General features: G+C 71.0%; 31 protein-coding genes and 2 pseudogenes. 20 read left to right on the top strand and 13 right to left on the bottom strand.

The window, feature by feature from the left end:
- Nucleotides 1-293 precede the first annotated feature (293 nt).
- Nucleotides 294-1,427 (top strand): annotated as a pseudogene (locus tag IH61_RS41360) (diguanylate cyclase domain-containing protein); the annotation flags it as partial.
- An 801-nt stretch (nucleotides 1,428-2,228) separates the two neighbouring features.
- Here IH61_RS41360 and IH61_RS0124800 read toward each other — a convergent pair.
- Nucleotides 2,229-2,828: a TetR/AcrR family transcriptional regulator gene (locus IH61_RS0124800; protein ID WP_031073509.1), complete on the bottom strand. Its 600-nt coding sequence runs from the start codon at nucleotides 2,826-2,828 to the stop codon at nucleotides 2,229-2,231.
- Nucleotides 2,829-2,928: 100 nt separating this feature from the next.
- Between IH61_RS0124800 and IH61_RS0124805 the strand changes: the two genes are divergently transcribed.
- The gene (locus IH61_RS0124805) at nucleotides 2,929-4,125 is read left to right on the top strand and encodes a macrolide family glycosyltransferase (RefSeq protein WP_031073511.1); all 1,197 of its coding nucleotides are present in this window, start codon (nucleotides 2,929-2,931) and stop codon (nucleotides 4,123-4,125) included.
- A 133-nt stretch (nucleotides 4,126-4,258) separates the two neighbouring features.
- A complete protein-coding gene (hutH, locus tag IH61_RS0124810) occupies nucleotides 4,259-5,836 on the top strand; it encodes a histidine ammonia-lyase (RefSeq protein WP_031073513.1) in 1,578 nt (525 codons plus the stop codon).
- Between the two features lie 43 nt (nucleotides 5,837-5,879).
- Here the strand turns inward: hutH and IH61_RS0124815 are convergent, their stop codons facing one another.
- On the bottom strand, nucleotides 5,880-6,305 hold the full coding sequence (locus IH61_RS0124815; RefSeq protein WP_031073514.1) for a hypothetical protein: 426 nt from the start codon (nucleotides 6,303-6,305) through the stop codon (nucleotides 5,880-5,882).
- Nucleotides 6,306-6,516: 211 nt separating this feature from the next.
- Between IH61_RS0124815 and IH61_RS0124820 the strand changes: the two genes are divergently transcribed.
- Together IH61_RS0124820 and IH61_RS41365 are read left to right on the top strand one after the other, a co-directional pair.
- Nucleotides 6,517-7,386 (top strand): MurR/RpiR family transcriptional regulator, encoded by an 870-nt coding sequence (locus IH61_RS0124820; protein ID WP_031073517.1) that lies wholly within the window; start codon nucleotides 6,517-6,519, stop codon nucleotides 7,384-7,386.
- Nucleotides 7,387-7,444: 58 nt separating this feature from the next.
- Nucleotides 7,445-7,798 (top strand): hypothetical protein, encoded by a 354-nt coding sequence (locus tag IH61_RS41365; protein ID WP_037973306.1) that lies wholly within the window; start codon nucleotides 7,445-7,447, stop codon nucleotides 7,796-7,798.
- Between the two features lies 1 nt (nucleotide 7,799).
- Here the strand turns inward: IH61_RS41365 and IH61_RS48795 are convergent, their stop codons facing one another.
- Entirely contained in the window at nucleotides 7,800-7,979 is a 180-nt protein-coding gene (locus tag IH61_RS48795) for a hypothetical protein (RefSeq protein ID WP_234327319.1), read from the bottom strand.
- A 380-nt stretch (nucleotides 7,980-8,359) separates the two neighbouring features.
- Here IH61_RS48795 and hutU point away from each other — a divergent pair, with 380 nt between their 5' ends.
- The 5 genes from hutU to IH61_RS0124855 all read left to right on the top strand — a co-directional run bounded on the left by hutU (nucleotide 8,360) and on the right by IH61_RS0124855 (nucleotide 14,582).
- Nucleotides 8,360-10,015 (top strand): urocanate hydratase, encoded by a 1,656-nt coding sequence (hutU, locus tag IH61_RS0124835; RefSeq protein ID WP_031073522.1) that lies wholly within the window; start codon nucleotides 8,360-8,362, stop codon nucleotides 10,013-10,015.
- Nucleotides 10,016-10,032: 17 nt separating this feature from the next.
- Nucleotides 10,033-11,214 (top strand): allantoate amidohydrolase, encoded by a 1,182-nt coding sequence (locus tag IH61_RS0124840; protein WP_031073524.1) that lies wholly within the window; start codon nucleotides 10,033-10,035, stop codon nucleotides 11,212-11,214.
- A complete protein-coding gene (locus tag IH61_RS0124845; protein ID WP_031073525.1) occupies nucleotides 11,205-12,578 on the top strand; it encodes a formimidoylglutamate deiminase in 1,374 nt (457 codons plus the stop codon). The genes IH61_RS0124840 and IH61_RS0124845 overlap by 10 nt, the downstream gene beginning before the upstream one ends.
- Before the next feature lie 29 nt (nucleotides 12,579-12,607).
- The gene (gene hutI, locus IH61_RS0124850) at nucleotides 12,608-13,783 is read left to right on the top strand and encodes an imidazolonepropionase (protein ID WP_031073527.1); all 1,176 of its coding nucleotides are present in this window, start codon (nucleotides 12,608-12,610) and stop codon (nucleotides 13,781-13,783) included.
- A 97-nt stretch (nucleotides 13,784-13,880) separates the two neighbouring features.
- Nucleotides 13,881-14,582 carry a 2-phosphosulfolactate phosphatase gene (locus tag IH61_RS0124855; protein ID WP_031073529.1) on the top strand — a complete coding sequence of 234 codons (702 nt, stop codon included), beginning with the start codon at nucleotides 13,881-13,883 and terminating at the stop codon, nucleotides 14,580-14,582.
- 233 nt (nucleotides 14,583-14,815) lie between these two features.
- On the opposite strand, the gene IH61_RS0124860 is transcribed toward IH61_RS0124855, so the two are convergent.
- The 3 genes from IH61_RS0124860 to IH61_RS0124870 all read right to left on the bottom strand — a co-directional run bounded on the left by IH61_RS0124860 (nucleotide 14,816) and on the right by IH61_RS0124870 (nucleotide 15,747).
- Nucleotides 14,816-15,070 carry an NUDIX hydrolase gene (locus IH61_RS0124860; protein WP_051837889.1) on the bottom strand — a complete coding sequence of 85 codons (255 nt, stop codon included), beginning with the start codon at nucleotides 15,068-15,070 and terminating at the stop codon, nucleotides 14,816-14,818.
- 272 nt (nucleotides 15,071-15,342) lie between these two features.
- The gene (locus IH61_RS47135) at nucleotides 15,343-15,543 is read right to left on the bottom strand and encodes a hypothetical protein (protein ID WP_158845271.1); all 201 of its coding nucleotides are present in this window, start codon (nucleotides 15,541-15,543) and stop codon (nucleotides 15,343-15,345) included.
- Nucleotides 15,544-15,558: 15 nt separating this feature from the next.
- Nucleotides 15,559-15,747, bottom strand: a complete 189-nt coding sequence (locus tag IH61_RS0124870) for a hypothetical protein (protein WP_031073533.1) — start codon at nucleotides 15,745-15,747, stop codon at nucleotides 15,559-15,561.
- A 199-nt stretch (nucleotides 15,748-15,946) separates the two neighbouring features.
- Between IH61_RS0124870 and IH61_RS0124875 the strand changes: the two genes are divergently transcribed.
- On the top strand, nucleotides 15,947-17,224 hold the full coding sequence (locus IH61_RS0124875) for a helix-turn-helix domain-containing protein (protein ID WP_031073537.1): 1,278 nt from the start codon (nucleotides 15,947-15,949) through the stop codon (nucleotides 17,222-17,224).
- A gap of 65 nt (nucleotides 17,225-17,289) precedes the next feature.
- Here the strand turns inward: IH61_RS0124875 and IH61_RS47140 are convergent, their stop codons facing one another.
- Nucleotides 17,290-17,427 carry a hypothetical protein gene (locus IH61_RS47140; RefSeq protein WP_158845274.1) on the bottom strand — a complete coding sequence of 46 codons (138 nt, stop codon included), beginning with the start codon at nucleotides 17,425-17,427 and terminating at the stop codon, nucleotides 17,290-17,292.
- Between the two features lie 44 nt (nucleotides 17,428-17,471).
- Complete coding sequence (locus IH61_RS0124885) at nucleotides 17,472-18,182, bottom strand: TetR/AcrR family transcriptional regulator (RefSeq protein ID WP_031073540.1); 711 nt, start codon at nucleotides 18,180-18,182, stop codon at nucleotides 17,472-17,474.
- Between the two features lie 106 nt (nucleotides 18,183-18,288).
- Between IH61_RS0124885 and IH61_RS0124890 the strand changes: the two genes are divergently transcribed.
- The 3 genes and pseudogenes from IH61_RS0124890 (at nucleotide 18,289) to IH61_RS0124895 (ending at nucleotide 20,017) form a co-directional block, all read left to right on the top strand.
- Nucleotides 18,289-19,023: a DUF4386 domain-containing protein gene (locus tag IH61_RS0124890; RefSeq protein ID WP_234327320.1), complete on the top strand. Its 735-nt coding sequence runs from the start codon at nucleotides 18,289-18,291 to the stop codon at nucleotides 19,021-19,023.
- Nucleotides 19,024-19,189: 166 nt separating this feature from the next.
- Nucleotides 19,190-19,361, top strand: a pseudogene (locus IH61_RS44810) (IS5/IS1182 family transposase); the annotation flags it as partial.
- Nucleotides 19,362-19,585: 224 nt separating this feature from the next.
- On the top strand, nucleotides 19,586-20,017 hold the full coding sequence (locus IH61_RS0124895; protein ID WP_031073544.1) for a VOC family protein: 432 nt from the start codon (nucleotides 19,586-19,588) through the stop codon (nucleotides 20,015-20,017).
- A 117-nt stretch (nucleotides 20,018-20,134) separates the two neighbouring features.
- On the opposite strand, the gene IH61_RS0124900 is transcribed toward IH61_RS0124895, so the two are convergent.
- Together IH61_RS0124900 and IH61_RS0124905 are read right to left on the bottom strand one after the other, a co-directional pair.
- A complete protein-coding gene (locus IH61_RS0124900) occupies nucleotides 20,135-20,332 on the bottom strand; it encodes a DUF397 domain-containing protein (RefSeq protein ID WP_031073546.1) in 198 nt (65 codons plus the stop codon).
- Nucleotides 20,325-21,188, bottom strand: coding sequence for a helix-turn-helix domain-containing protein (locus IH61_RS0124905; protein WP_037973309.1), 864 nt, complete (start codon nucleotides 21,186-21,188; stop codon nucleotides 20,325-20,327). Before IH61_RS0124905 ends, IH61_RS0124900 begins: the two co-directional genes overlap by 8 nt.
- A 293-nt stretch (nucleotides 21,189-21,481) precedes the next feature.
- On the opposite strand from IH61_RS0124905, the gene IH61_RS47145 reads away from it, so the two are divergent.
- The 4 genes from IH61_RS47145 to IH61_RS0124925 all read left to right on the top strand — a co-directional run bounded on the left by IH61_RS47145 (nucleotide 21,482) and on the right by IH61_RS0124925 (nucleotide 22,880).
- Nucleotides 21,482-21,844 carry an ATP-binding protein gene (locus tag IH61_RS47145; protein WP_051837896.1) on the top strand — a complete coding sequence of 121 codons (363 nt, stop codon included), beginning with the start codon at nucleotides 21,482-21,484 and terminating at the stop codon, nucleotides 21,842-21,844.
- Entirely contained in the window at nucleotides 21,841-22,092 is a 252-nt protein-coding gene (locus tag IH61_RS0124915; RefSeq protein WP_031073553.1) for a hypothetical protein, read from the top strand. The genes IH61_RS47145 and IH61_RS0124915 overlap by 4 nt, the downstream gene beginning before the upstream one ends.
- Complete coding sequence (locus IH61_RS49670; RefSeq protein WP_267884065.1) at nucleotides 22,089-22,211, top strand: hypothetical protein; 123 nt, start codon at nucleotides 22,089-22,091, stop codon at nucleotides 22,209-22,211. The genes IH61_RS0124915 and IH61_RS49670 overlap by 4 nt, the downstream gene beginning before the upstream one ends.
- Before the next feature lie 135 nt (nucleotides 22,212-22,346).
- The gene (locus IH61_RS0124925) at nucleotides 22,347-22,880 is read left to right on the top strand and encodes a DUF6879 family protein (RefSeq protein WP_031073555.1); all 534 of its coding nucleotides are present in this window, start codon (nucleotides 22,347-22,349) and stop codon (nucleotides 22,878-22,880) included.
- Between the two features lie 28 nt (nucleotides 22,881-22,908).
- Here the strand turns inward: IH61_RS0124925 and IH61_RS0124930 are convergent, their stop codons facing one another.
- From IH61_RS0124930 to IH61_RS0124940, 3 genes are all read right to left on the bottom strand, one after another.
- On the bottom strand, nucleotides 22,909-23,379 hold the full coding sequence (locus tag IH61_RS0124930; protein WP_031073557.1) for an NUDIX domain-containing protein: 471 nt from the start codon (nucleotides 23,377-23,379) through the stop codon (nucleotides 22,909-22,911).
- A gap of 62 nt (nucleotides 23,380-23,441) precedes the next feature.
- Complete coding sequence (locus IH61_RS0124935; protein ID WP_031073559.1) at nucleotides 23,442-24,290, bottom strand: helix-turn-helix domain-containing protein; 849 nt, start codon at nucleotides 24,288-24,290, stop codon at nucleotides 23,442-23,444.
- Nucleotides 24,291-24,304: 14 nt separating this feature from the next.
- Entirely contained in the window at nucleotides 24,305-24,820 is a 516-nt protein-coding gene (locus IH61_RS0124940) for a DUF6879 family protein (RefSeq protein WP_031073561.1), read from the bottom strand.
- A 203-nt stretch (nucleotides 24,821-25,023) separates the two neighbouring features.
- Here IH61_RS0124940 and IH61_RS47840 point away from each other — a divergent pair, with 203 nt between their 5' ends.
- Both IH61_RS47840 and IH61_RS0124950 read left to right on the top strand, forming a co-directional pair.
- Nucleotides 25,024-25,170 carry a hypothetical protein gene (locus IH61_RS47840; protein ID WP_199823377.1) on the top strand — a complete coding sequence of 49 codons (147 nt, stop codon included), beginning with the start codon at nucleotides 25,024-25,026 and terminating at the stop codon, nucleotides 25,168-25,170.
- Between the two features lie 170 nt (nucleotides 25,171-25,340).
- The gene (locus tag IH61_RS0124950; RefSeq protein ID WP_324607617.1) at nucleotides 25,341-26,339 is read left to right on the top strand and encodes a methyltransferase domain-containing protein; all 999 of its coding nucleotides are present in this window, start codon (nucleotides 25,341-25,343) and stop codon (nucleotides 26,337-26,339) included.
- The last annotated feature ends 22 nt before the right edge of the window (nucleotides 26,340-26,361 follow it).

The raw sequence follows: 26,361 nt of genomic DNA on the forward strand, positions 1-26,361 counted from the left end.
GGCTCCGCGCGCCTTCCGCGCGCTTTCGGCCGGAACGGTTGAAAGTCGTACGGTTCGGCCGCTGCCTGTCGGGGCAAACGGGACATAGCCGAGCGAAACCGCCATAGTCTTGGTGCAAGTGGGCCGTACCGGCGGCCCACGGGGGGTCTGGCAGGACCGAGCACAGGGAGCGAGGCGAGCCGGTGAGCAGTGAGGCGATCGTGACGGACCGCGGCTGCGACTGCGGCGGCCCGCCGCGGCCCGAGTCGCTGCCCGACCTGCGGTTGCGGTCCGTGGTCGAGCTCGCCCAGGACATGGCGGGCGCGCTGACCCCGCTGGAGGCCGTCCGGGTCGCCGCAGCCAGGGCCACCGAGGCGCTCGGCGCCACCATGGCCGCCGTCTCCGTCTGGGACCGCGAGTCCGGCCGGCTGCGGGTGCTGGTCAACCACGGCGACCTCGCGCCCGGCGAGCAGGAACTGCCCGAGGACGAGTCGTACCCCGTCGCCGACTTCCCCGAGATCGTCACCTACCTGGAAGAGCGCTGGACCACCGGGCGGCTGCCCCGCGCCTGGGTGCAGACCGCCCAGAGCGTCGAGCCGCACGCCGGGCACGCGCACCCGACCGCCGGCGCGTACTGCCAGGAGCGCGCCGCCGCGCTGCGCCGGCGCGGGCGGGGCTGCTGCGTGGTCGCGCCGATCGTGCTGCACGGGCAGGCGTGGGGCGAGCTCTACCTCGCCCGCGCGCTCGGCATGCCCGAGTTCACCGAGGCCGACGCCGACTACGCCACCCTCCTCGCCGCCCAGGTCTCCGCCGGGCTCGCCCAGACCGAACGCCTCGCCGACCTGCGCCGCCTCGCCTTCTCCGACCCGCTCACGGGCCTCGCCAACCGGCGGGCCGTCGACGAGCGGCTGGAGGGCGCGCTCGCCGCGCACAACCGCGAGGACACCGTGGTCTCCCTGGTCGTCTGCGACGTCAACGGGCTCAAGCGGGTCAACGACCAGCTCGGCCACGAGATGGGCGACCGGCTGCTCGAACGCTTCGCCCACCAGCTCTCGCTGGCCGCCGCCAAACTCCCCGGCAGCCTCGCCGCCCGGCTCGGCGGCGACGAGTTCTGCCTGCTCGCGGAGGGGCAGAAGGCGGACGAGGTGGTCGCCGTCGCCGAGGAGCTGTGCGCGCGGGCGCTGGCCCTGTCCGAGGGGGAGGGCGTCGCCTGCGGGGTCGCCTCCACCGGGGACTCCATCGGGCCCGTCACCACCCCCGACCGGCTCTTCCGCCTCGCCGACGCCGCCCAGTACCGGGCCAAGGCCGCCCGCGCCGCCCACCCCGTCGTCGCCGGGCGCAGCCACGGCCCCGGCTTCTCGCCCGACCCCACCGTGCTGCTCGCCGACGCCGCCGACCCGCACCGCCGCGCGGACGGGCGGCGCGGCCCCACCGGCCGCGCCGGGTCCGGCGACCGGCGGCGCTTCCGCGGCGCCGCCCACAGCGCCGACCCGGGGCAGCTGCTCACCGCCGTCCTCGCCTCCCTCGACCAGGCGGCCGACGCCCGGTCCGTCCACCCGGCCGACAGCCTCGGCAAGCTGGTCGTCGTCGCCGAGACCGCCGCGCGGCTGCTGGACGCGGTCGGCTGGTGGGTCTCGTACGTGCCGCCGGGCTCGCAGCTGATGCGCACCGCCCAGCACGCCGTCTACCGGATGACCAGCGGGCCCAGCAGCAGGCGGGCCGAGACCCAGCGCGCCCAGATCGAGGCCCCGGACGCCGTCTTCGACCTGCGGCACTACCCGATGACGCGGCGGGCGGTGCGCGGCGGTGCCTTCGCGCTGCGCGCGGGCGCGGCGGGCAACGACCCGGCGGAGGAGGCGATGCTGGTCGTCTCCGGGTACCGGGGGATGGTCGCGGCCGGAGGGCAGAACGCGGCGGGCGGCTGGCTGGTCGAGCTCTTCGCGGACGACGCCACCCTGCCGCTGGGCCAGGCGGCCTGCGCGATGCGGACGCTGGTCGCGGTGGCCCTGGCCGGCCCGGCCTCGCCTCCCGGGGTCTGAGGGCCCGCTCCCGGTGTGTCCCCGTTCGGTGACCGGCGGGTCGCGGCCTAGGCCGTGTCTTTCGGATCACGCCGGGCGGTCGCCGCCGGGGCACGCACCTCGCCGGCTTCTCGTCAGTCGCCGATGCTCCGCATCTACTCCCTCCTCGGCACCGCCGATGCACGCACCCCAACGCCGCCCGCTGATCCGACGTGATCCGAAAGACACGGCCTAGTCGCGGGGTGCGAGGGCCCGGAGCGCGGCGTCGACCAAGCGGTCGGCGTGGGCGTGGGTGAGCGGGCCGAGGTGGTGGATCCAGCGGTAGTGCAGGGGGCCGTAGAGGAGTTCGACGGCGAGGTCCAGGTCGGTGTCGGGGGCGAGCTGGCCGGCCGTACGGGCGCTGCGCAGGCGGTCGCGGGTGGCTTCCAGGAGCGGTTCGAGCAGGCGGGTGTGGTACTCGGCGCGCAGGGCCGGGTCGTTGACGACCTCGGTGGTGATGGCCCGGTAGGTGCGGTCGAGGGCGGGGTCGGTGAGTTCGTCGACGGTGGGGCGCAGGACGGCCCGCAGGTCGGCGGCGAGGTCGCCGGTGTCGGGGAGGGCGAGGCTGCCGTCGCGCTCGTTGACGGCGAGGAAGGCGTCGAAGACGACCGCGCCCTTGGAGGGCCACCAGCGGTAGATGGTCTGCTTGCCGACGCCGGCGCGGGCGGCGATCGCCTCGATGGTGAGCTTGGCGTAGCCGGTCTCGGTGACGAGTTCGGCGGCGGCGGCGAGGACGGCGGCGCGTGAGCGTTCGCTGCGGCGGGCGGGGTCGGGGGGTCTCTGGTCGGCCATGGGAAAAATACTAGGCGAAGCGGCGAGACGGAACGTATTGTCTTGTCCCGAACCGACGAGACGGATCGTCTCGTCTCTCCAGCGATCCCGGAGGTGCCCCATGACCCGACCCCGCCCCGCCCACGTCCTGATGGTCTCCGTCCCGGCCCACGGCCACGTCAACCCGAGCCTGGCCGTGATCGCCGAGCTGGTCGCCCGGGGCCACCGGGTCAGCTACGTCAACGACCCCTCCTTCCGGGAGCTCGTCGAGTCCACCGGCGCCGAGTTCGTCCCGTACGGGACGAAGCTCCCCTTCGCCGAGGATCCGTCGGCCTGGCCGGCGGACCCGGTGGGCATCCAGGAGGTGTTCCTCGACGACGCGCTGGCGATGTGGCCCGTCCTGCTGGAGCGCTTCGGCGGGGAGGACCGCCCGGACGTGGTGCTCTGCGACATCGCGGGCTACGCCGGCCGGGTGCTCGGCGAACGGCTGGGCGTACCGGTGGTGCAGCTGTCCCCGACGTACGTCGGCTGGGAGGGCTTCGAGCAGGACCTCCCGGAGATCGTGAACGCCGTCCGCGCGGCGCCCGGCGGAGCCGCGCACTACCGGCGCTTCGCCGATTGGCTGGCCGGGGCCGGTGCCGTCCAGCGCGATGTGGACGCGTTCAAGTCGCGGCCCGAGCGGGCGATCGCGCTCGTCCCGCGCGCCCTGCAGCCCCATGCGGACCGGGTGGACGGGCGCAGGATCTCCTTCGTCGGGCCCTGCTTCGGCGACCGCGCCCACCAGGGGGAGTGGAAGCGGCCGGACGGCGCGGAGAAGGTGCTGCTGGTCTCGCTGGGCTCGGCGTTCACCCACCAGCCCGCCTTCTACCGGGCCTGTGTGGAGGCGTTCGGTGCGCTTCCCGGCTGGCACACGGTGCTGCAGATCGGCAGGCACACGGATCTCGCGGAGCTCGGCGAGCTGCCGCCGGGTGTGGAGGTGCACCGCTGGGTGCCGCAGCTGTCGGTGCTCGCCCAGGCGGACGCCTTCGTCACCCACGCGGGCATGGGCGGCTCCAGCGAGGGGCTGTTCCACGCCGTGCCGATGATCGCCGTGCCGCAGGGGGCCGACCAGTTCGCCAACGCGGACGCCCTGGTGGCGCTCGGCGTCGCCCGTCGGCTGGAGGTCGGGGCCTCTCCGGAGGCGCTGCGGGCCGCGCTGCTGGAGCTGGTCGGCGATCCGGCGGTGGCGGAGCGGCTGGCGGCGCTGTCGGCCGCCGGGCGGGCGGAGGGCGGCACGGCCCGGGCGGCGGACCTGATCGAGGCCGAACTGGGGAGGTGAGGGCGCACTCGAGGGGCGTCGAGGGGCGTCGAGGGGCCTCGGGGTGCGGGGCAGGGCCGGGGCGGCGGAGAATCCGGATGGCGGGCACCTGTTGTCATATCTTCATTCACCTGATGTGATGATGCATATGGATATGCACAGTGCTGTGGCCCCCGACGCTCCGCTGGTCCTGGTCGGCAAGGCCGACGTCAGTGCGGAGGACGTGCTCGCCGTGGCCCGGGGCAACGCCCGGGTCGAGATCGGCCCCGACGCGCTCGCCGAGATGGCGGCCGCCCGCGCGCGGATCGACGCCCTCGCGGCCGAACCGCGCCCCGTCTACGGCGTGTCCACCGGCTTCGGTGCGCTCGCCGTTCGCCACATCAGCCCCGAGCTGCGCGCCCAGCTCCAGCGCTCGCTGGTGCGCTCGCACGCGGCCGGGATGGGCCCGGCCGTCGAGCGCGAGGTCGTCCGCGCGCTGGTGTTCCTGCGGATGAAGACCCTGGCCTCCGGCCGCACCGGCGTACGGCCGCTGGTCGCGCAGACCATGGCCGCCGTGCTCAACGCCGGTATCACCCCGGTGGTGCGGGAGTTCGGCTCCCTCGGCTGCTCCGGCGACCTCGCGCCGCTGTCGCACTGCGCCCTGGTGCTGATGGGCGAGGGCGTGGCCACCGGCCCCGACGGCGTGGAGAAGCCCGCCGCCGAACTGCTCGCCGCCGCCGGCATCGAGCCGGTCGAGCTGCTGGAGAAGGAGGGCCTGGCCCTCATCAACGGCACCGACGGCATGCTCGGCATGCTGGTGATGGCCATCGCCGACCTGGCCCGGCTGTTCACCACCGCCGACATCACCGCCGCCATGACCCTGGAGGCGCTGCTCGGCACCGACAAGGTGCTCGCCCCCGAGCTCCACGCCCCGATCCGCCCGCACCCCGGCCAGGCGCTCAGCGCCGCCAACATGCTGGCGGTGCTCAAGGGCTCCGGCCTCACCGGCCACCACCAGGACGACGCGCCCCGCGTCCAGGACGCCTACTCCATCCGCTGCGCCCCGCAGGTCGCCGGCGCGGGCCGCGACACCCTCGCCCACGCCCAGCTGGTCGCCTCCCGCGAGCTGGCCGCCTCCGTGGACAACCCGGTGGTGCTGCCGGACGGCCGGGTGGAGTCCAACGGCAACTTCCACGGCGCCCCGGTCGCGTACGTGCTGGACTTCCTCGCCATCGCCGCCGCCGACCTCGGCTCCATCTCCGAGCGGCGCACCGACCGGCTGCTCGACAAGGCCCGCTCGCACGGCCTGCCGGCCTTCCTGGCCGACGACCCGGGCGTGGACTCCGGCCTGATGATCGCCCAGTACACCCAGGCGGCGCTGGTCAGCGAGAACAAGCGGCTCGCCGTCCCGGCCTCGGTCGACTCGATCCCCTCCTCCGCGATGCAGGAGGACCACGTGTCGATGGGCTGGTCGGCGGCCCGCAAGCTGCGCCAGGCCGTGGACAACCTCGGCCGCATCCTCGCCGTCGAGCTCACCGCCTCCGCCCGCGCGCTGGAGATCCGCCAGCAGGCGGACGCGGCCGGCGGGATCGCCCCGGCCACGGCGGCCGCGATGGCCGCCGCCCGCGAGGCGGGGGTCGGCGGCGCCGGCCGCGACCGCTTCCTCTCGCCGGACCTGGAGGCCGCCGCCGCGCTGGTCGCCTCGGGCGAGCTGGTGCGCGCCGTCGAGAAGGTCACCGGGCCGCTGGCCTGAGTCCGTCCGTGGGACGGCTGGGCGTGGGACGGCTGGGCCGTGCTCAGTCCCAGTCGTCCCGCGAGCGGGGCTCCTCGCGGCGGTTGCCGAAGGCGGCGGCGAAGTTGATCCCGACGATGCCGGCCCAGCAGGCCAGCAGGCCCGCGAAGCCGCCGCTGCCGGGGCTGCTCGCGATGGCCGTCAGCGGGATGCCGAACACCATCGAGGCGATCGCCAGCCGGGTGCCGGGGCGGCCCTGGCTCCAGCTGCGGCGGCGCGGGCGGTCGTGGGGGTGGCCGTGGTGGCGGCGGGACGGTCCGTAGTCGTCCATCCGGTCGGCGACCGCGTTCTCGACCCGGGCGTCCAGACGGGAGTCGAGGCGCTTCATGAAGGAGTCGACCAGCTCGTCCTCGTACTCCTTGCCCAGCTCCTTGCGGGCCTGCAGGGTGGCGTTGAGGTCACGGCGAAGTTCGTCCTGACGGGTGTCCATGTCGCCAGCCTGGGGCCGTGGTTGGACATGGTCCACCCCTTCGCGGGGGGAATCCGGGCGGGATCAGGGTGAAATCAGGGTCACCCCCGAGACGCCTCCGCCCCTTCGGGCCGTCCCACCGGCCGTCCCGTCGTACGAGACGTTTTTGCCAGGGAAGGCGTGCTGCTGCACAGTCGTCGTCCAACCGCACGCATCCGGAGGTACCGCGCTGATGACCGCCACCGACGAGGCCGGCACCGTAGGGCCCTCCGCCCGCCTGCTCCAGCTCTTCGAAGGCCACCGGCTGACCCCCACCCAGCGCCGCATCGCGCACTCCCTCGTCCGGCACGCCACCGAGGCGCCGTTCCTGTCGAGCGTCGAGGTCGCCGAACTCGCCGGGGTCAGCCAGCCCTCCGTCACCCGCTTCGCCGTCGCCCTCGGCTACGACGGCTACCCGGCGCTGCGCAGGCAGCTGCGCGAACTCGGCGTGGGCGAGCAGGCCGCGCCCGAGACCCCGGACGACACGATGCGCAACGAGCACCAGCAGGCCGTGCTCGCCGAGATCGAGCACCTGCGCCACCTCGCCGAACTCCTCGCCGACCCCGAGCCGATCATCCGCGCCGCGCGGCTGCTCGCCGCCTCCCGCCCGCTGCCCGTCCTCGGGCTGCGCGCCGCCTCGGCGCAGGCGCGCGGCTTCGCGTACTTCGCCGCCAAGGTGCACCCGGACGTACGGCTGCTCGACGAGGGCGGCAGCATGCTCGCCGACCGGTTGGAACAGGCCACCGCGGCGGGGGCGACGGCGCTGCTCTGCTTCGCGCTGCCGCGCTACCCGCGGGAGCTGATGGACGCGCTGGCGGTGGCCCGGGACTGCGGGCTGACGGTGCTCACCGTCGCCGACAGCGCCTTCGCGCCCGTCGCCAAGATGTCCGACCTGATGCTGCCGGCGGCGGTCGGCACCGGGCTGGTCTTCGACACCGCCTGCGCGCCGATGATGCTCGGTCGGGTTCTGCTGCAGACCATGTGCGACGAACTCCCGGGCGCGGAGGCCCGGTTGGAGGCGGTCGAGCAGGCGGCGGCGGCGCGGGGATTGTTCCTGGAGTAGGGGCCGGGGGAGTACTCGTCACAAACCCGGGCATCCCCTACAGCAGGGGGTGCCGCCCATGCGCGTGATCCATGAGATGAAGTTCGTCGCCCGCCTGGCCTCGGGTGTCGACGAATGGTCCTGCCCCACCTGCGGCCGCCGCGTCACCCTGCGGCGGCTGCCCGAACCCGAACTGACCGTCCTCGACCCGGGCGACGACTCCGCCGTCCACGTCGGCGTCATCGAACCCGCCGCCGGAGCCGGTGCCGGCGTCGGCCCGGACGCCGGCACCGCCTCGGCCACCGCCGAGAAGTACGGCCTCGGCCCCGTCCAGAACGTCCCCCGCCCACCGTCCCCGCCCGCCCCCAACACGGCCGACCGCCGCTGGCTCGCCGAGATCGGCATCGACTGGGACGGCGACGCCGCGGCGTGACTCAGCCGCGCGGCGCGTACAGAGGAAGACCGGAGGTGTCCAGCTCGGCGGGTAGCGGCGAGGGCAGCGGGACGGGCTTGCCGTACTTGCCGTGCAGGACGCCCTGGTACTCGCCGTCGCGGGGGTGGGTGTGGAGAGTCCAGACCCCCTTGCGGGGATCGACGGCGAGAAGCACTGGCACGCCCGCGACCGCGTACCAGCTGGTCTCGGCAGCAATGAGACTGGTGCGCCGGTCCCCGCGTGCTTGCCGCGAGGAGTCGGGGACATCACCAGGGTTCCACCGATGATCTGGACGCGTAGGCCCGTGCTCCGCTCGATCTCCTCTGCCACCTCCCGGAGTCTGCCGGGCCGCACGCCGATGGCCGTCATCGTGTTCTCCGCTCCCTGGAACTGGGCCGAGTGGCTGGTGTTCGCCGGGTTCAGGCCAACGCGCCAAGTCGGCCGGTGCCGTTGCTGATCGGATTGTTCCGGGGTCTGGTCGAAAGTGCCTTGTTTAGTTATATTCAATCGAACCAAGTCTGAATGAATTCATCCGCAGGAGGCCGGGACATGGTGCAGCAGGTGAGTGGGCCGCGCGAGGTGCGTGCCGCGCGAGGGACGGGGCTGTCGACGCAGGGGTGGCAGCAGGAGGCGGCCCTGCGGATGCTCATGAACAACCTCGACCCCGAGGTGGCCGAGCACCCGTCCAAGCTGGTCGTGTACGGCGGCACCGGCAAGGCGGCGCGCGACTGGCGCTCCTTCGACGCCATGGTGAAGACGCTGCAGGGCCTCAAGCAGGACGAGACCATGCTCGTCCAGTCCGGCCGCCCGGTCGGCGTGATGCAGACCCACGAGTGGGCGCCGCGCGTGCTCATCGCCAACTCCAACCTGGTCGGCGACTGGGCCAACTGGGAGGAGTTCCGCCGCCTGGAGAGCCTCGGGCTCACCATGTACGGCCAGATGACCGCCGGCTCCTGGATCTACATCGGCACCCAGGGCATCCTCCAGGGCACCTACGAGACCTTCGCGGCCGTCGCCAACAAGCGGTTCAACGGCACGCTCGAGGGCACCATCACCCTCACCGCGGGCCTCGGCGGCATGGGCGGCGCCCAGCCGCTGGCCGTCACCATGAACGGCGGCGTGGCGATCTGTGTCGACTGCGACCCGTCCCGCATCTCCCGCCGCATCGAGCACCGCTACCTGGACGTCGAGGCCAAGGACCTCTCCCACGCGCTGGAGCTCGCCACCGCCGCCCGCGACAAGCGCCAGCCGCTCTCCATCGGCCTGCTGGGCAACGCCGCCGAGCTGTTCCCGCAGCTGCTCGCGATGGACGCCCCGATCGACATCGTCACCGACCAGACCAGCGCCCACGACCCGCTGAGCTACCTGCCCGTCGGCGTCGAGTTCGACGACATGGCGGACTACGCGGCCGCCAAGCCCGCCGAGTTCACCGAGCGCTCGCGCGAGTCCATGGCCCGCCACGTCGAGGCGATGGTCGGCTTCCTGGACCGCGGCGCCGAGGTCTTCGACTACGGCAACTCCATCCGCGGCGAGGCCCAACTGGCCGGATACGACCGCGCGTTCGCCTTCCCCGGCTTCGTCCCGGCGTACATCCGCCCGCTGTTCTGCGAGGGCAAGGGCCCGTTCCGCTGGGCGGCCCTGTCCGGCGACCCGCAGGACATCGCCAAGACCGACAAGGCCGTCCTCGACCTCTTCCCGGAGAACGAGTCGCTGCACCGCTGGATCAAGATGGCCCAGGAGAAGGTGCACTTCCAGGGCCTGCCCGCGCGCATCTGCTGGCTCGGCTACGGCGAGCGCGACAAGGCCGGCGAGCGCTTCAACGACATGGTCGCCTCCGGCGAGCTGTCCGCCCCGATCGTCATCGGCCGCGACCACCTGGACTGCGGCTCGGTCGCCTCCCCGTACCGCGAGACCGAGGCGATGCTCGACGGCTCCGACGCGATCGCCGACTGGCCGCTGCTCAACGCCATGGTCAACGTGGCCTCCGGCGCCTCCTGGGTCTCCATCCACCACGGCGGCGGCGTCGGCATCGGCCGCTCGATCCACGCCGGCCAGGTCACCGTCGCCGACGGTACGGCGCTGGCGGGCGAGAAGATCCGCCGCGTGCTCACCAACGACCCCGGCATGGGCGTCATCCGGCACGTGGACGCCGGCTACGACCGGGCCGTCGAGGTCGCCGACGAGCGCGGGGTCCGCGTCCCGATGGGTGAGCTGTGACCGCTTCGTTCAACGAGATGTGGGCGGAGCTGCTCCCCGTGGGCCGCTCCGCCTCCTCCGGCGGCTACCGCCGCTTCGCCTGGAACTCCGCCGACGCCGAGTGCCGCGCCTGGTTCGAGCAGCAGGCCCGCGGCCGCGGCCTGACGTACGAGCTCGACCGCAACGGCAACCAGTGGGCCTGGCTGGGCGACCCGAAGGGCGAGGGCGCGATCGTCACCGGCTCGCACCTGGACTCCGTCCCGGACGGCGGCGCCTTCGACGGCCCGCTCGGCGTGGTCTCCTCCTTCGCCGCCCTGGACGAACTGCGCGGCCGCGGCGCGGAGTTCAGCAAGCCCCTGGCGATCGTCAACTTCGGCGACGAGGAGGGCGCCCGCTTCGGCGTGGCCTGCATCGGCTCCCGCCTCACCTCCGGCGTACTCGGCCGCGAGCAGGCGTACGAGCTGCGCGACGCGGACGGCCTGCGGCTGCCCGACGCCATGGAGAAGGCCGGCTACGACCCCACCGCCCTCGGCGCGGACGAGGAGCGCCTCGCCCGGATCGGCGCCTTCGTCGAACTCCACGTCGAGCAGGGCCGCTACCTCACCGAAGGGCAGCCCGTCGGCGTCGCCAGCGCGATCTGGCCGCACGGCCGCTGGCGGTTCGACTTCCACGGCGAGGCCAACCACGCCGGCACCACCCGGATCGAGGACCGCCGCGACCCGATGCTGACCTTCGCCAACACGGTGCTCGCCGCCCGCAAGAAGGCCAAGCTCGCGGGCGCGCTCGCCACCTTCGGCAAGGTCGCCGTCGAGCCCAACGGCACCAACGCCATCGCCTCCCTCGTACGCGGCTGGCTGGACTCCCGGGCCGCCGACGAGGCCACCCTCACTTCGCTGGTCACCGAGATCGAGCAGGCCGCCGCCGAGCGCGGCGAACGCGACGGCGTCCGTGTCGAGCTGACCCGCGAGTCCTACACCCCGGTGGTGGACTTCGACGGCCCGCTGCGCGACCGCCTCGCCAAACTGCTCGACGCCCCGGTACTGCCCACCGGCGCGGGACACGACGCGGGCATCCTGGCCTCGGTCATCCCGACCGCCATGCTGTTCGTGCGCAACCCCACCGGCGTCTCCCACTCCCCGGCCGAACACGCCGAGGAGGCCGACTGCCTCGCCGGGGTCGCCGCCCTCGCCGACGTACTGGAGGACCTGGCGTGCCACTGACCTCGCACGTGACCTCGCACGTGAGCTACTGGGCCGAGTACGCCTGGCTGCCGGGCCGGGGCGGCCCGGCGGTCGAGCGCGACGTACTGATCGCCACCGGCCCCGGCGGCCGGATCGTCAGTGTCACCGCCGACTCCGGGCCGTGTCCGTCCGGGGCCGTCCGACTGGGCGGGCTGGCGCTGCCCGGCCAGGCGAACGCCCACTCCCACGCCTTCCACCGGGCGCTGCGCGGGCACGTCCAGGTCGGCTCGGGCACCTTCTGGACGTGGCGGGACACCATGTACCGCTTCGCCGGCACCCTCGACCCGGACTCGTACCTGGAGCTGGCCACCGCCGTCTACGCGGAGATGGCGCTCGCCGGGATCACGGCGGTGGGGGAGTTCCACTACCTGCACCATGCGCCGGGTGGGGTTCGGTACACCGATCCCAACGCGATGGGCGAGGCGCTGATCGAGGCCGCCGCCCGGGCCGGGATCCGGATCACGCTGCTGGACACCTGCTACCTGTCGTCCGGCTTCGGTGCGGAGCCGACCAGGCCGCAGCTGCGGTTCAGCGACGGCGACGCCGAGGCGTGGGCCGTACGGGCGGACGCGCTCAAGCCGCGCGAGCACGCCCGGATCGGCGCCGCCATCCACTCCGTGCGGGCGGTTCCGGCCGAGCAGCTGGGCACCATCGCGCGGTGGGCGGAGGAGCGGCAGGCGCCGCTGCACGTCCACCTGTCCGAGCAGACCGCCGAGAACGACGCCTGCCTCGCGGCGCACGGCGTCACCCCGACCCGGCTGCTCGCCGACCACGGGGCGCTCGGACCGCGGACGTCGGCCGTGCACGCCACGCACCTCACCGAGGAGGACGTGCGGCTGCTGGCTTCCTCCGGCACGACCATCTGCATGTGCCCGACCACGGAACGGGACCTCGCGGACGGCATCGGGCCGGCGCGGGCACTCGCCTCGGCGGGGTGCCCGATCTCGCTGGGCAGCGACAGCCACGCGGTGATCGACCCGTGGGAGGAAGCGCGCGCCCTGGAACTGGACGAGCGGCTGCGCACCCGGACGCGCGGGCACTGGACGGCCAACGCGCTGCTGCGGGCGGGCGGCGAGGACGGGCACGCCTCGATCGGCTGGCCGGAGGCCGGGCGGATCGAGGCCGGGGCGCTCGCCGACTTCACGGTGATCGCGCTGGATACGGTTCGTACGGCGGGGCCGCCGGCGCGGCTCGGCGCGGAGATCGCCGTCTTCGCGGCCTCGGCGGCGGACGTACGGCACGTGGTGGTCGGCGGGCGGCAGGTCGTTCGGGACGGGGCGCACCTGCTGGTGGGCGACGTTCCGGGGGCGCTGCGGGCCTCGATCGGCGCGCTGAGCGGCTGACTCTTCAACTTACCTAGGAAGGCGCTGTCTTGAGCACCAAGACCACCGTGATCACCGGCATCGGCAGCCTGGTCACCAACGATCCTGCGCAGGGCGTCGGCCCGCTCGGCCTGCTGACCGACGCGGCCGTGGTGCTGGAAGGCGACCGCGTCGCCTGGGTCGGCCCGGCTGCGCAGGCTCCGGCGGCGGACGAGCGGTTCGACGCGGAGGGGCGGGCGCTGCTGCCGGGGTTCGTGGACTCGCACGCGCACCTGGTGTTCGCGGGCGACCGTACGGCCGAGTTCAACGCCCGGATGTCGGGGCAGGCGTACACGGCGGGCGGGATCCGGACGACGGTGGCGGCCACTCGGGCTGCTTCGGATGCTGAACTGGACGCCAACCTCGCCCGCTTCGTTCGCGAGGCGCTGCGGCAGGGCACGACCACGATCGAGTGCAAGTCCGGCTACGGCCTCACCGTGGAAGACGAGGCCCGTGCCCTGCGTATCGCCGCGCAGCACACCCCGGAGACGACGTACCTGGGCGCGCACGTGGTCGCGCCCGAGTACGCCGAGGACCCGGCGGGCTACGTCGACCTCGTCACCGGCGAGATGCTGGATGCTTGCGCCCCGCACGCCCGTTGGGTGGACGTGTTCTGTGAGAAGGGCGCCTTCGACGGCGACCAGGCGAGGGCCATCCTGACGGCGGGCATCGAGCGCGGCCTCACGCCGAGGGTTCACGCCAACCAGCTCACGTACGGCCCGGGCGTACAGCTCGCCGTCGAGCTCGGCGCCGCCTCGGCCGACCACTGCACCCACCTGACGGACGAGGACGTGGCTGCCCTCGCCGGCTCGGGCACCGTCGCCACCCTGCTGCCCGGCGCAGAGTTCTCCACCCGCGCCGAGTACCCGAGCGGCCGCCGCCTGCTTGACGCAGGCGCAACGGTGGCACTCTCGACGGACTGCAACCCCGGCTCCAGCTTCACCAGCTCCATGGCCTTCTGCATCGCCGTGGCCGTACGGGAAATGGGCATGACCCCGGATGAGGCCGTCTGGGCAGCGACGGCGGGCGGCGCCCACGCCCTCCGCCGCACCGACGTCGGCACCATCACCGTCGGCGCCCGCGCCGACCTGCTGTTGCTCGACGCCCCCTCCCACGTCCACCTGGCCTACCGCCCGGGCGTCCCGCTCACGGCCGCCGTCTGGCGCGCAGGAGTCCGCGAGCTCTGAGCCCCGACTGCGTCACGAACGGCCCGCTCCCCACGCGCAGGGAGCGGGCCGCTTTATTAACCTGACGCCTCGATCGGGTGTGCGTGATCATGACCGGATGAACGCTCGATTCCTTGGCATTCCCGAGTTGGCCGAAGTCCCCTCCGTGGCGGTCGTCATCGACGTCATGCGTGCCTTCACTGTGGCTGCCTGGGCCTTTGCCCAGGGCGTGGAGAAGATCGTCCTCGCCGAGTCGCTGGATGACGCCCTGGCGCTCAAGGCTCGGCACCCGGACTGGGTGGCGCTCAAGGACGGCGCGCCCGCGCCCGGGTTCGACACGGTCAACTCACCGGGCCTGCTCCGGTCGATTGAGCTGGGCGGGCGGACCGTGGTGCAGAAGACCACGGCAGGGACCGTCGGCGCCCTCGCGGTGAAGGAAGCGTCGCTGGTGCTGTGCGCCAGCTTCGTGGTGGCGGAGGCAACGGCCCAGCTCCTGCGGGCGCGTGACTGTGACGCCGTCACGTTCGTGGTCACCGGCGAGGACGGGCAGGCCGATGAGGATCTGGCGTGCGCTGAGTACATCGCCCGCAGGGCCGCCGGGGCGCCGACGGATGCAGCCGAGTTCCTCCGCCGCGCCGCCGAGTCACGCGCTGCGACCGAGCTCGCGGAGGGCGTGCGTCAGGGGGTTCATCCTGATGACATCGCACTCTGCATCGAGCTCGACCGTTTCCCCTTCGCCATGGTGGCGACCTTGGAGGACTCGCTCATGGTCCTCCGCCCGTGCGCCGTGCCCTCGCCGACCGATGGGGCTTCGGCCTGACCGCTTGATCAGGTCCAGCGCTTCTCGGCCCGCTGGGCCGCCGAGATCCTCACGCCCGCTCCTCGTTGTTGCTTCGTGGTGGAGCTGAGTGAGTCCTGGGCGCCCCGATGAGGACCCACGTCTTGCCGGCGGCCTCCTGCTCCCCGCAAGAGGCCGCCGGAACGAATCGCTCGGGGGCTCCTTCCAGAGTTTCCGACCTGGCATCGGAGACCAGGCACGTTCGATGCTCTGGATCACGGAGCGATCAGGTTGCGGACCGCGTCGCTGACTTCGGGGAGCTCACCCGGGAGTGCCCACTGGTGGGCGTCGTGTTCGGTGAGGACGACCGGCTCGGTCTTCTCCACGGTGACGGCGAAGTTGAACTGGCGGGTGGTGCCGCCTCGGCTGTTCCGGTAGTCGAAGTGCCCGATGTAGTCCGCGACCTGGTCAATGGTCAGCCCGGTCTCCTCGGTGGTTTCGCGGTGCAGGGCGTCCAGGATGGTCTCCACTGCAACTCCTTGCGATGGTCGCTGACCTTGATGGCCACGCGGACGTACTGCTCGGCCACTTCCAGATCCTGCTCACGATGCCGGACCGGGAGCTTGATCATGTGGGCGTGGGCGCGTTCGGTGTGCGTCGGCGCAAGGGATCGAGAGAGATCCACTCTTCCGGGTTGCGGTGGCCCCGGGATCATCGGGACTGTCCGGTCAGTGCGAGTCCCCGGCCATGTCACGAGCGGCCCGCTCCCTGCACGCAGGGAGCGGGCGCTTCGGTGTGCCTGTCAGCCGAAGGGCAGGACCTCGGTGCTGCCACCGGCCAGGATGTGTTGGTACTCGGTTCCGCCGTTGAGCGGGCGGTAGTTGAGCACCGGATCACCGGCCCGCACGAGAGCAGTCGCGCACCCCAGGCACCAGGGCCGTGGCGGCTGTGCGTCGAGGTCCTCGATCACCGCAGGAGCGGAACACTGCGTGCAGGCCGCCATCGGGTCCTCCCCGGGTCAGGCCCAGGTGGAGCCGCACGCAGTGCAGCCCCATCGGCCGTCGATCGTCTGGTAGGTGGCGCCCGATCCGCAGACCGGGCAGGTGCGGGCGCTGGGCTGGTCGGCCCGCTCCAGCAGGGTACTGGGCGCCGGGGCGGCGATGGGCTCAGTCTCGGCGACGGGCTTGTCGAGCAGGATGGTGATCATGGCGTCTCCCCTCGGGATGGAGTGGCTGAGGTGCGCCGGCCGGGCATCACCCAGAGAACCCCGCCGAGGACCTGAGGCGGGAGCCAGCTGAGGGGCTCCCGCACGGGGTGTGCGTGCACCGCACACCCCGTGCGCGCCCTGCCCTGGGGTGTCGTCCTGTCGATACCGTGAGTAGTCCTTGCGCTCGAAAGGCGGCACCGTGTCACGTCAGCGTCGGCTTGGGACCGCCATCAGGGCCGCCCGATGTGCACGGCGGATGACCCAGGCCCAACTGGGTCGGGCATGCGGCTACTCGGCGTCTGCGATCAGCCGGGTTGAGGCAGGCACGCTCCGTCCGACCGAGCGGGCTCTTTTGCTGATCACCCGAGCGTTGGGCCTGCCGCCTGAAGCCCTCGGACTGGGTCGACCGGCTACCCTGGCGCAGGATGTGATCCCGGATCAGGAGGACGCCATGCTCCGCAGGCAGCTGTTCGTGGCCGGCATGGCGGCGGCCGGGGCATCGGCCCTTTCGGTCACCTCGGCGGCCGCTGCGCGCCCGGATGCGTCGGCCCGGATCGTCGGGGCACTCTACGAGCCTGAAACGTCTGTGCCCACATCGTTGCAGCAGCTCAAGGCGTCACTGTCTTCGGCGCGTGCGCAGTTCACGGCGGCTCGTTACCGGCATCTCGGCGACGAGCTGCCCGGTTTGCTGGGCTCGGCGCAGGCGACCCGCGAGGCATTGTCCGGCCGGTCCCGCGAGGAGGCCCATGCGTGTGTGGCCCGAGCCTGGGTGTTGGCGACCGAGCTTGCGTTGAAGGCTCACTCCGATGTCGCATGGCCAGCTGCGGACCGGGCTCTGGCGGCGGCCCAGGCCAGCGGCGACCCGGTGGTGCATGGTGAGGCGGCTCGCGTCCTGGCGATCACGATGCGGCGTTCCGGCCGTCCGATCGCCGCTGTCGATCTCCTGCGTCGTACCGCCGACTCGCTCGCCACGGCCCGGGACGACGTGTCCCGGGCCGTGGCGGCAACCCTGCTGATGACCGCCGCCTACACGGCGGCATGTGGGCAACGACGAGGTGACGCCCTCGACCTCATGGCGGGCGCCAGCGATGCGGTGGACCGACTGACTGGTGCTGGAGTCCGACCAAGTACTCCGCTGTTCACGGTCGACGCCACGAGTGCCCAGGTGAATCTGTACTGGATCGGGGTGCACACGGCGATGGGCACTCCCGACGAGGGCGTGCCGTATGCGGCGCGGATCGCCCCAGGGCAACTGCCCACGGCCGAGCGTCGGGCCCGGTACGGCACGGACTGCGCGCGCATGTGGCACAACCTCGGAGATCACCGCAAGACGCTTGCGGCGTTGCGGTTCACCGAGCAGGTCGCTCCGGAGGAGGTGCGCCGACCGGCTCTGCGGGCGCTCACGGCGGACCTGTTGTACGCGCCGGCTGCGGTGGCCGGCGTTCGGGAGTTCGCCGCGCGCACAGGCGTGTCCTGAAATCCCGAGACGGGCCGGCTGCTCCTCGTCGCCCCGTCGAGCCGGTGCTCGACGGGGCGACGTCTTCAAGCGGTGGGGTGTGGTGGTCGAACTCGCCCGTTTGCGCCCTGGAGGAGTTGGGCGAACTCGAGGCGGGTGGTGTGGACGATGATGTCGCCCTCGTCGGACTCGTGGAGTTCGATCAGGCCGTCCAGTGCGCGCACCTCAACGCAGTTGCTATTTGCAGCAGGTAGGTGCTGTCGTCGCGTCAGGATCGCTCGGCGGATGTCCATCCCTGCCGGTGGAGTCGTTCGAAGCCGTCCAGCAGGAGGTCCAGGGCGAACTCGAACTCGAACTGGTCGTCACAGCCCTGGCCCACGACCGATTCGCTGTCGTGTGGCCGAGCCAGCACGATCTCGACGATGTGCGGGTACCGGGCGGCCATCTCGCCCAGCTGGGCCGCGAGCGCCTGGGGGTCGGCGTCGGCCGGGGCCGGGCTTGGCGAGGCTGGGAACAGTTCCTGGGTGAACCCCCATACGCGGCTGCCCAGGGCGTGCATCGCGTGGTGGGTGAGATCGGCGGACAGGCCGCCGGCCCGGAACATGCCGATGATCGAGTTCAGGTAGTCGAGTACGCCGGGGGTTGGGCTGGTTCGGGACTCGATGACGCGCGAAGCCCAGGGGTGGCGCAGTAGCGCTCGTCGTGCCGAGAGGATACGGCGGCGGATCGCGCTCTTCCAGTTCGCGTCGCCGGCCGGGGGCTCGATCTCGCCGACGATGACATCCACCATGCCGTCGAGGAGTTGCTCCTTGTTGGCCACGTGCTTGTAGAGCGCCATCGGCACGACGTCCAGTTCGTGCGCCAGGCTGCGCATGCTCAGCGCCTCGTTGCCGGCGCGGTCGGCGAGTGCGACGGCGGCACGCAGCACGCGGTCCCGGTTGAGGGGCGTCCGGCGCGCTGGTTCTGTCTGCTGGGCCATCTTCTGACCGCCTTCCGTTCGACCGGTCGTCGCCGATCCCTTCTTGACGGGTGTACGCGGTACACCATACGGTGACGACCGCAGGTGTACGCCGTACACCTGCGCGGTGCACCACATCATCCAAGGAGTCCCGGTGGCCTCACCGAGAAAGCTCGCGACAGCGGCGGGCGTGTGCTACCTCGTCACCCACGTCACTTCGATAGGCGGGCTCATCCTGTACAGCCCGGTGCTGCACAACGCCGACTACATCGTCGGCCGGGGCGCGGACACCAGGGTGCTCCTGGGTGCCCTTTTCGAGGTGGTCCTCGCCATCGCGATCGTCGGCACCGCGTTCGCACTGTTCCCCGTCACCCGGCGGCACAGCGAATGCCTCGCCGTCGGTTACGTCGGCCTTCGCACGCTGGAGGCCGCCGTCATCGCCGTCGGCATCGTCAGCCTTCTCGCAGTCGTGACGCTGCGTCAGAATCCCCCGCAAGGGGCGGATCCAGCCTCCCTCCTCGCCACGGGCCGAGCGTTGGTCGCGGTCCACGACTGGACGTTCCTGCTCGGGCCCAACTTCATCTGCGGAGCCAACACGACGGTGGTGGCGTACCTGATGTACCGCTCGCAGCTCGTGCCGCGCTTCATCGCCGTGCTGGGGCTGGTCGGCGGCCCGCTGATCTTCGCTTCCGCGATCGCCGAGCTGTTCGGCCTCTACCAGCAGGTCTCCGGGGCGGGGATGCTCACCGCGATACCGGTGTTCGCCTGGGAGCTGACCTTGGCCATCCGGCTCATCGCCAAGGGATTCAAGCCGTCTACCGGCGCGATCGATGCCACCGCCGCCTCGCCGGGCAGGCAGTGAGCGCCGCAGACGGTACGGCCCGAGGCAAAGGCTCCCGCTGACCCGACCCCATGCGCCGCCGGGGCCTTTCTGTGATCACTGGGGGACCTGTGCCTGTGCTGCCCTCGTGGCCGACCGAACCGCTCCGGGACCAATTCGCCGCCTTGCTACCGCAGCGGCCCAAGTGAACGCCTTCCACCGGCTCGCACGGTGCTACGAGCGGCGGGTCAGCGTCATCGAAGCCTTCCGTCATCGAAGCCTTCTTCGACCTCGCCGACACGATCACTACCATCCGCAGCCTGATCCGCCGTGCCTGGACAACCCACCGTTGGGAGACACGCCACCGCCGCCGGCCATGACCGGCCACCTATCTGCGCAGGCTCTAAGGGCTTCCCGTAACTGATCTTTGGCGCGAGAGTGGTCGGCTGAGATCGGATCCGGGGTCCCACCCTTTTGGGGGCGCCGACCTCGGTTCACCCCTGTGACCGCACGACACAGCGGGGAATGGCAGGGGCCGTCCTCCCGGCAATGTGTGGATCCACCCGCCCGGGGAGATGAGCAGGGCCCCTGCTATCGTGCGCCGATGTCAATGATCAGGCAGTTCCAGGTGACCTTCGACTGCGCGGAACCTGCGCGTCTCGCCGCCTTCTGGTGTGAGGTGTTGGGGTACGTCGTACCGACAGCCCCGGAGGGTTTTGCCACGTGGGAGGAGTACCACCACTCGCTGCCGCCCGAGGACGAGATCTACTTCGCGTGCACTGATCCCTCGGGTGTGGGCTCGCGCGTGCTCTTCCAGCGAGTTCCCGAAGGCAAGGTCGTCAAGAACCGGGTGCATCTCGATGTGCGGGTCGGCACAGGGCTCGTGGGTGACGAGCGCCTGGCCACACTCGAGGCCGAATGCGCACGGCTGATGGCGCTCGGCGCGAAGCACGTGCTGACGCAGCGCGCCGATGGCGTCAACGAGTCGTGCATCACGATGCAGGACATCGAGGGCAACGAGTTCTGCCTCGCCTGAATCTCCTCCGAGGCTGGGAGGGGGAGCCGTCTCCCGGGGGCCTCTCAGAGATCACTTACGGGACAACCCTCGGCGGCGGCCTCTTGCGTCTCGCAAGAGGCCGCCGGAACGATTCGCTCAGGTGGTGGCGTGGTGGTCGAACTCGCCGACCTTTGCGGCCTGGAGGAGGTCGGCGAACTTGAGACGAGTGGTGTGGACGATGACGTCGCCCTCGTCGGACTCGCGGAGTTCGATCGCCCCTTCAAGCGCGCGCACCTCAACGCAGTTACTTGCTGCCTCGCTGAAGGTGGATTTTTGCCACTCGGAGCTATTCATACCTGTCCTTCAATTCCTTCATGATTGAGCGAATGTAATCTCGCGACTCGCTCTCCGGGAGCGCGACGGCTTCGATGCGTTCAAAGATCGCGCGGTAGCCCGCCAATTGGGCCGACGAGTCAAAGATGTGGGAGCCGTGGGACGAGTCGGCCTGGACCGTGTCCAGCTCTGGCACTGGCCCCTCCGCGTAGATCAGGTTCTCACTGGGGCCAGGGAAGTCGGCCGTATCGAACGGTACAACTCGCAGTGCGACTCCCGGAAGTTCGGAATCCTCGATGAGGGAATCAAGCTGTTCCCTGAGTACTGCGGGTCCGCCGTACTGGATTCGCAGAGCAGCCTCGTGAACCAGCGCCAAGTACGGTGTTTCACCGGATCGAACGGTTTGCTGCCTCCGGAGGCGGAAGTTCACTCTGCGGTCGACCTCGCGCTCGGGGAGGGGAGTGAAGCCTTTCGCGAACACGGCAGCGGCATAGGAGACCGTCTGAAGCATCCCCGGGATGAATCCGATGTTGAAGCTCTTGAGTCCCTTCGCATGTCCCTCCATTTCCGCCACATCAATGGGGGCGGCTGTGAGTGCGTTGCGATACTCATCCCACCAGGCCCGCTCTCGCTCCCTGGCCATGTCGGCGAGCGCGTCGACCAGTGGCGCGTTGGCGCACATGCACGCCTCGGCGATCTCGTGCAGGCGCTCCATGCTGACGGCGGACTTCCCGTTCTCCATCTGCGTCACCAGGGCAGGCGTCACACCGAGCAGGCGGGCGAGGTGGCTGCCCGCGAAGCCGGCCTGCTCGCGCATTCTCCGCAGTTCGGCACCGAGTCGACGTTGGCGAAGGGTCGGGTTCTGACGGTTGGCCATGGCGTCCTCTCTGCGGGTACAGACGCCAGTCTGCCGTGCCGTGCACGGGGGCGGCCATCTGGGGGATGACCCCTTCGAGGGAACTTCCGCGCATCGAGATTAATCTTAAGCGTCGATGCGCTATCGTCGCTCTCAGATCGATCCGATGGATCGTCAACAACGCCTGTTTTCAAGGCAGTAGGCGCCTGCTGCCCGCGCACCGAAGAGCAACCAGCCCCACTCTGGCCTGGCTCACGGCGACGTATCCGCCGCCCCACCTCTTCCTCCCACACCACAGCCTCACGGAGGTTCCCGTGTGCACCCGTAACAACCCCTCGCTCGCCCTCTCCCGGCTGGCCCTCCGAGACGTCCTGACCTGCAACGGCTGGGACCCCGAAACCATCTTCAACGCCGAACTCGCCCTGGTGGAGCTCATCTCCAACGCCTGGCGGCACGGCGGCACCCCCTCGCCCGTGGTCTGGTTCTCCCTCGTCGGCGGCACCCTGCGGGTCGCCGTCTTCGACGAGTCCGACGTCGTCCCCCGCCTCCGGCCGTCCTCCGGCCTCGCCGAGAGCGGCAGGGGGCTCCAACTCGTCGACGGCCTCACCCACCGGTGGGGCGTCGACCCGCAGAAGCGCGGCAAGACCACCTGGTACGAGCTGGACTTCGCCGCGTGACCGGCACCCCCGTCCCGCCGTGCGACCCCAACACGCGGGACTGCACCGAGTCCCAGATCACCGCCCTCCTGGGCGAGTTGCGCAGGCGCGGACTCCCGTTCGGGCTCCTCTGGGGATCCGCCTCGGCCGGCGAGAGGACCCTCGACGGGTACACCCTCGTCAACTTCGGCAACGCGCCGGTCAGCACCCTGCTCAACCTCCTCCACCTGCTCCGCGACCTGGAGCGGGACGAGCCGGAGTGCCAGTGAAGTTCTTCGTCGGCGCGATCCTGATCGCGCTCCTCGCCCTCGCGATCGCCACCGTCGTCCTCGGTGTCGTCGCCACCCTCAAGATGCCCCGCCCCGAAGAGCGCGACGAGCACCACTGAGCACACGCGAAGGCCCTCGCCCACCCCGGGCGAGGGCCTCGCGGGCACCCGTCCATATTCGGAGAATGGGTGCCGGGCACACGACCCTGGAACGTCCTCCCTGCCGCATGATGCCGATCCCGAGGAAAACGTGTGATGACGCAGAACGAGCAGCCGGTTCCTGACTTCGCGGCCCTGCTGGGGCAGGCACAACGGAACGCCGTCCACCTGGAGATGCGCGACGTGTACGCGGTTGGCGACGAGTCCACCTTCTTCGCCGACTTCAAGCGCACGGGGCAGGCGGACCTGAACCCGGACGATCCCTACTGGGCCGACTGGTTGGGGATCGTGCGGGAAACCGTGGGTCGGGGTGTGGTGATGCGCCGCGCGCGGATCGTCTCCGAGCCGGTCACCGACTACATCCGGTGGGAGCACGCGGTCACGCCGCTCAACCTCGGCGCCGGCGAACAGATCCGCTGGCTCCCGCGGCCGCTGGCCTCGGACATCGCCCTGCCCGGCAACGACCTGTGGCTGATCGACGACCGGCTGGTCATGTTCCACTGGTTCACCGGAGACGGGGACTGGGCAGGCCACGCGTTCGCCGACGACCCGGCCACGGTGAAGATGGTCTCCACCGCCTTCGAGACCGTCTGGAACCGGGCCACCCCGCACGAGCAGTACTCCGTCTGACCGCTGGCATCAAGAGCGGGCGCGCCTGTCAGCCGAGGTGGGGGACCACCCTGTGTTCCAGGAAGTGCTGGAGCCGGAGGCGCTGGGTGTGGTGCATCGGCAGGCCGTCGATGTCGCCGGGCGCGACGAACCGGAGGTCGGTTGACTCGTCCGAGATCCGCAGTTCCCCACCCGTGATGCGCGCGGTGAAGCAGACGTTGAACTGCTGCCGGACCTCGCCGTCCGAGTACGCGATCACGTGCCGGGGATCGGTGTACGTGCCGACGAGCCCCGTGATCTCGACGTCGAGGCCCGTCTCCTCTCGGACCTCTCGGACCGCTGTGTCCGGAAGCGATTCGCCGAGATCCATCGTTCCGCCCGGCAGCGCATAGAGGCCGTTGTCGGTGCGCCGCTGGAGCAGGATGCGCCCTTCGGTATCCGTCACCACCGCCGACGCTGCCACGACCAGCCGGTTCGGCTTCGGCGCGTCGGGATCGTCGTAGAACTCCGTCCGTGCCACGAGATCAGCTCTCCTCCACCGGCAGTGCGGCGCTCCACACCGCGTCGACAAGCACTGAGGTATCAATCCAGACAAGCCAGAGCGCCCGTAACGAGCGAACGTGCTGTGGCGCCTCGCACTGTCTCCTGCGAGAGCCGTTCGAAGGCCCGCGCGTACAGATCGACCTGGCTGGGCTGCGTGAGCGTGGAGGCGGCATCCAGAGTGTCCGCGTGGACCCTGGCGCCATCGAAGATTGTGAAGGTTGGCATGGGCCACACGTTCCGTTGTGCCAGGAACGGGATGATGCCCACCGCGACGTTCGGAAGATCCATGACCCCGAGCAGGTGGCCGAGCTGTGCTGCCATGGTCTCGGCGCTGCACACGCGGTACCGCAGTACCGACTCCTCCAGTACGAAGGAGAAGCGGTGTGCGCCGTTGTTCAACACCGCATTGCGCTTCATGCGAGCCGCCACGGCATCAGTCACGTCGTTCGGGGTGCCCCGGAAGTCCGCGATGCACGACAGCAAGGCTTCTGCGTACCTGGGTGTTTGGAGGAAACCGGGCACTACGTCGGAGACGTAGATTCGGAACACCTTGGTCTGTCGGTACAGGTCCGCGGTCGACTCCTGCAACTGGCGGAGCCCGCTCCGCTGGAGTCGCCGCCATTGCACGTGGGCGTCGGTGGACTGCCGGTTGGCGGCGACCAAGTCAGGGACTTGATCGCCGGCGTCACAGGCTCGGCACCATGCCCTGATGTCGGCGTCGGAGGGAGGCGTCCTGGCGTTCTCGATCCGGGACGACTTCGATTCCGACCAGCCGCATCTCGCGGCCAGCTCCCGCCCGCTGATCCCCGCGTCCTTCCGAATCTCGCTCAGCCGACGGGCAAGGGCTTGGCGAGCCTTCTGAACGTTTTCGGAGGGGTGCGCGGGCATGGGGCTGGCCTTCGTCAGATTTCGTACAGGTGGTGCGGGATCGCTCGCTCCCAGACCGCTTCGAATGCGTTGGTGCACAGGTTCACGGTCTTCAGGTCAGCCGTGATCTCATCCTCCACCACTGAGCCGTCCCCGGAGAAGTGGTGCACCCGAAGCAGAGCTCCGTCGAACAGCCAGAAGTCGTTCCCCGGAAGAGGGATGCTGGTGGCCTGTCGTCGTGGCAGCCAGCGGACCTGCTCGCCCGCCGTGACGTTGGCGTGGGTGACGTAGTGCTCCCACCGGATGTACTCGGACACGGGCTCGGAGACGATCCGAGCTCGGCGGATGATCACACCTCGCGCCACGGAGTCCGTGATCAACTGATCGTAGGGATGCCACCAGGACCGCCGGTCCTCCCAGTTGATCCGCTCACCGCGCTGCCACGCCTCGAACCGTTCCGTCGGGGCATATGCATCCCGCAGTTCCAGGTGGACGGCAGACCGCTGACACTGCTCAAGCAGCTCAGCGAAGCTGGGCACGCTCGATGGCATCGCACGCCTCCCTGATCTAGGTGCTTGCTCGGGCTTGCATCAAGCTCTCTGGCCTGCGTAGTCGGCGTCAATATGACGGATCAGAAAGGAAATTGACGTGCAATCTGATGCAAGTTCGTGGAGCTAGCTGCCTGGCGGTCCGTAGCGTCGTTCACACGGGCAAGAGGGAACACCTCAGCCTGACCGACAGAGAGGGGAAGCTCATGGGCAAGCGCGGAGGCGGTTCCGGGGACGGTCAGGGCGGCAAGCAGCAGGACGACAGCAACAAGGGCGCCGGGCACGGCGGTGGCGGCTCGGACGAGGGCGGTAACACCTCTGACGGCTCGGGCCCGGCGGGTGGCGGCAAGTGACCGGTGAGACGCACACGGAGGCGGGCCCCGAGGGGCTCGCCTCCGCGCTGGTGGCCGGCGGCGCGCTTTCCTCGGACTGGCTCCCGTCCTTCCGGGCCGTACCCCGTGAGCTGTTCGTTCCGGATCGCATCTGGCCGGGGATCACGGACGGTACTCGGCAGAATCCCGTGGTGTACCGGTCGCAGGACCCCGAGGCGTGGAGGCGAGCGGTCTACTCGGACATTCCGCTGACCACGCAATGGGACGACGGCGACCACGTGGGGGACGGGCTCGGAACAACCCCTTCTTCGTCCAACTCCATGCCCACGATGGTGTTTTCGATGCTCCAGGACCTCGATGTGCACCCGGGTGACAGGGTGCTGGAGGTCGGAGCGGGCACGGGGTGGAACGCGGGCCTGCTGGCCCACCGCCTGGGCGGCCCCAACGTGGTGACAGTCGAGTACGACCCCGATGTGGCTCGTGGTGCCCGGGAGAACCTGGAGCGCGCCGCCCTCGATCCGACCGTGATCGAGGGCGACGGGCGGGCGGGGTGGCCGGACGGCGCTCCCTACAGCCGGATCATCGCCACGTGCTCCCTGCTGGAGATCCCTTCGGCATGGCTGGAGCAGTCGGCCCCCGGCGGGATCATCGTGGCGCCGTTCGGCACCGAGTACGGCGGCGAGCAGGTCGTCCGGTTGACCGTGAGTGAGGACGGGACCAGTGCGAGCGGCCGGTTCACCCGGAGTTCGGCCTTCATGCGGCTGCGCCAGCAGCGCACGGACCGGCCGCCCTTCGAGGACTACCTGCACGGTCGGGAGTGGCCTGCGGACGGGGTGAGGAGGACCACCACGCTGGCCCCTCCGGAGACGGGCGGGTGGTTCGAGCAGTTCGTCATCGGCGCGGCCGTACCCGGAGTGTTCTGGCGGGCGGAGCGCTATGACGAAGGCGCGTACACCCTGTGGCTCTACAGCCGGGACACCCTCTCCTGGGCCTCCGCCGATTACGCGCGGGGCCGCACGGAGTACGAGGTGTACCAGTCCGGTCCCCGGAACCTCTGGGACGAGGTGGAGGCCGCCTGGCGCTGGTGGGACGGCCAGGGCCGCCCCGGCTTCGAGCGGTTCGGTCTGACGGTCGGCCCCGAGGGCCACACCCTGTGGCTGGACAAGCCGGAGAACCCGTTTCGGACGTGAGCTGACGGTCGGGCAAGTACGG

The sequence above is a fragment of the Streptomyces sp. NRRL WC-3742 genome, assembly GCF_000720635.1.
In the GTDB taxonomy this organism is placed as follows: Bacteria; Actinomycetota; Actinomycetes; order Streptomycetales; family Streptomycetaceae; genus Kitasatospora.

Excerpts from the sequence above, each read along its gene's own strand:
- hutH (WP_031073513.1), top strand. The coding sequence starts at position 4,259 with ATGCACAGTGCTGTGGCCCCCGACGCTCCGCTGGTCCTGGTCGGCAAG.
- IH61_RS0124820 (WP_031073517.1), top strand. The coding sequence starts at position 6,517 with ATGACCGCCACCGACGAGGCCGGCACCGTAGGGCCCTCCGCCCGCCTG.
- IH61_RS0124840 (WP_031073524.1), top strand. The coding sequence starts at position 10,033 with ATGTGGGCGGAGCTGCTCCCCGTGGGCCGCTCCGCCTCCTCCGGCGGC.
- IH61_RS0124800 (WP_031073509.1), bottom strand. The coding sequence starts at position 2,828 with ATGGCCGACCAGAGACCCCCCGACCCCGCCCGCCGCAGCGAACGCTCA.
- IH61_RS0124815 (WP_031073514.1), bottom strand. The coding sequence starts at position 6,305 with ATGGACACCCGTCAGGACGAACTTCGCCGTGACCTCAACGCCACCCTG.
- IH61_RS0124895 (WP_031073544.1), top strand. The coding sequence starts at position 19,586 with ATGTCAATGATCAGGCAGTTCCAGGTGACCTTCGACTGCGCGGAACCT.
- IH61_RS0124855 (WP_031073529.1), top strand. The coding sequence starts at position 13,881 with ATGAACGCTCGATTCCTTGGCATTCCCGAGTTGGCCGAAGTCCCCTCC.
- IH61_RS0124940 (WP_031073561.1), bottom strand. The coding sequence starts at position 24,820 with ATGCCATCGAGCGTGCCCAGCTTCGCTGAGCTGCTTGAGCAGTGTCAG.
- IH61_RS0124905 (WP_037973309.1), bottom strand. The coding sequence starts at position 21,188 with ATGGCCAACCGTCAGAACCCGACCCTTCGCCAACGTCGACTCGGTGCC.
- IH61_RS0124885 (WP_031073540.1), bottom strand. The coding sequence starts at position 18,182 with ATGGCCCAGCAGACAGAACCAGCGCGCCGGACGCCCCTCAACCGGGAC.
- IH61_RS0124870 (WP_031073533.1), bottom strand. The coding sequence starts at position 15,747 with ATGATCACCATCCTGCTCGACAAGCCCGTCGCCGAGACTGAGCCCATC.
- IH61_RS0124935 (WP_031073559.1), bottom strand. The coding sequence starts at position 24,290 with ATGCCCGCGCACCCCTCCGAAAACGTTCAGAAGGCTCGCCAAGCCCTT.
- IH61_RS47135 (WP_158845271.1), bottom strand. The coding sequence starts at position 15,543 with ATGGCGGCCTGCACGCAGTGTTCCGCTCCTGCGGTGATCGAGGACCTC.
- IH61_RS0124925 (WP_031073555.1), top strand. The coding sequence starts at position 22,347 with ATGACGCAGAACGAGCAGCCGGTTCCTGACTTCGCGGCCCTGCTGGGG.
- IH61_RS0124805 (WP_031073511.1), top strand. The coding sequence starts at position 2,929 with ATGACCCGACCCCGCCCCGCCCACGTCCTGATGGTCTCCGTCCCGGCC.
- IH61_RS47840 (WP_199823377.1), top strand. The coding sequence starts at position 25,024 with ATGGGCAAGCGCGGAGGCGGTTCCGGGGACGGTCAGGGCGGCAAGCAG.
- IH61_RS0124900 (WP_031073546.1), bottom strand. The coding sequence starts at position 20,332 with ATGAATAGCTCCGAGTGGCAAAAATCCACCTTCAGCGAGGCAGCAAGT.
- IH61_RS41365 (WP_037973306.1), top strand. The coding sequence starts at position 7,445 with ATGCGCGTGATCCATGAGATGAAGTTCGTCGCCCGCCTGGCCTCGGGT.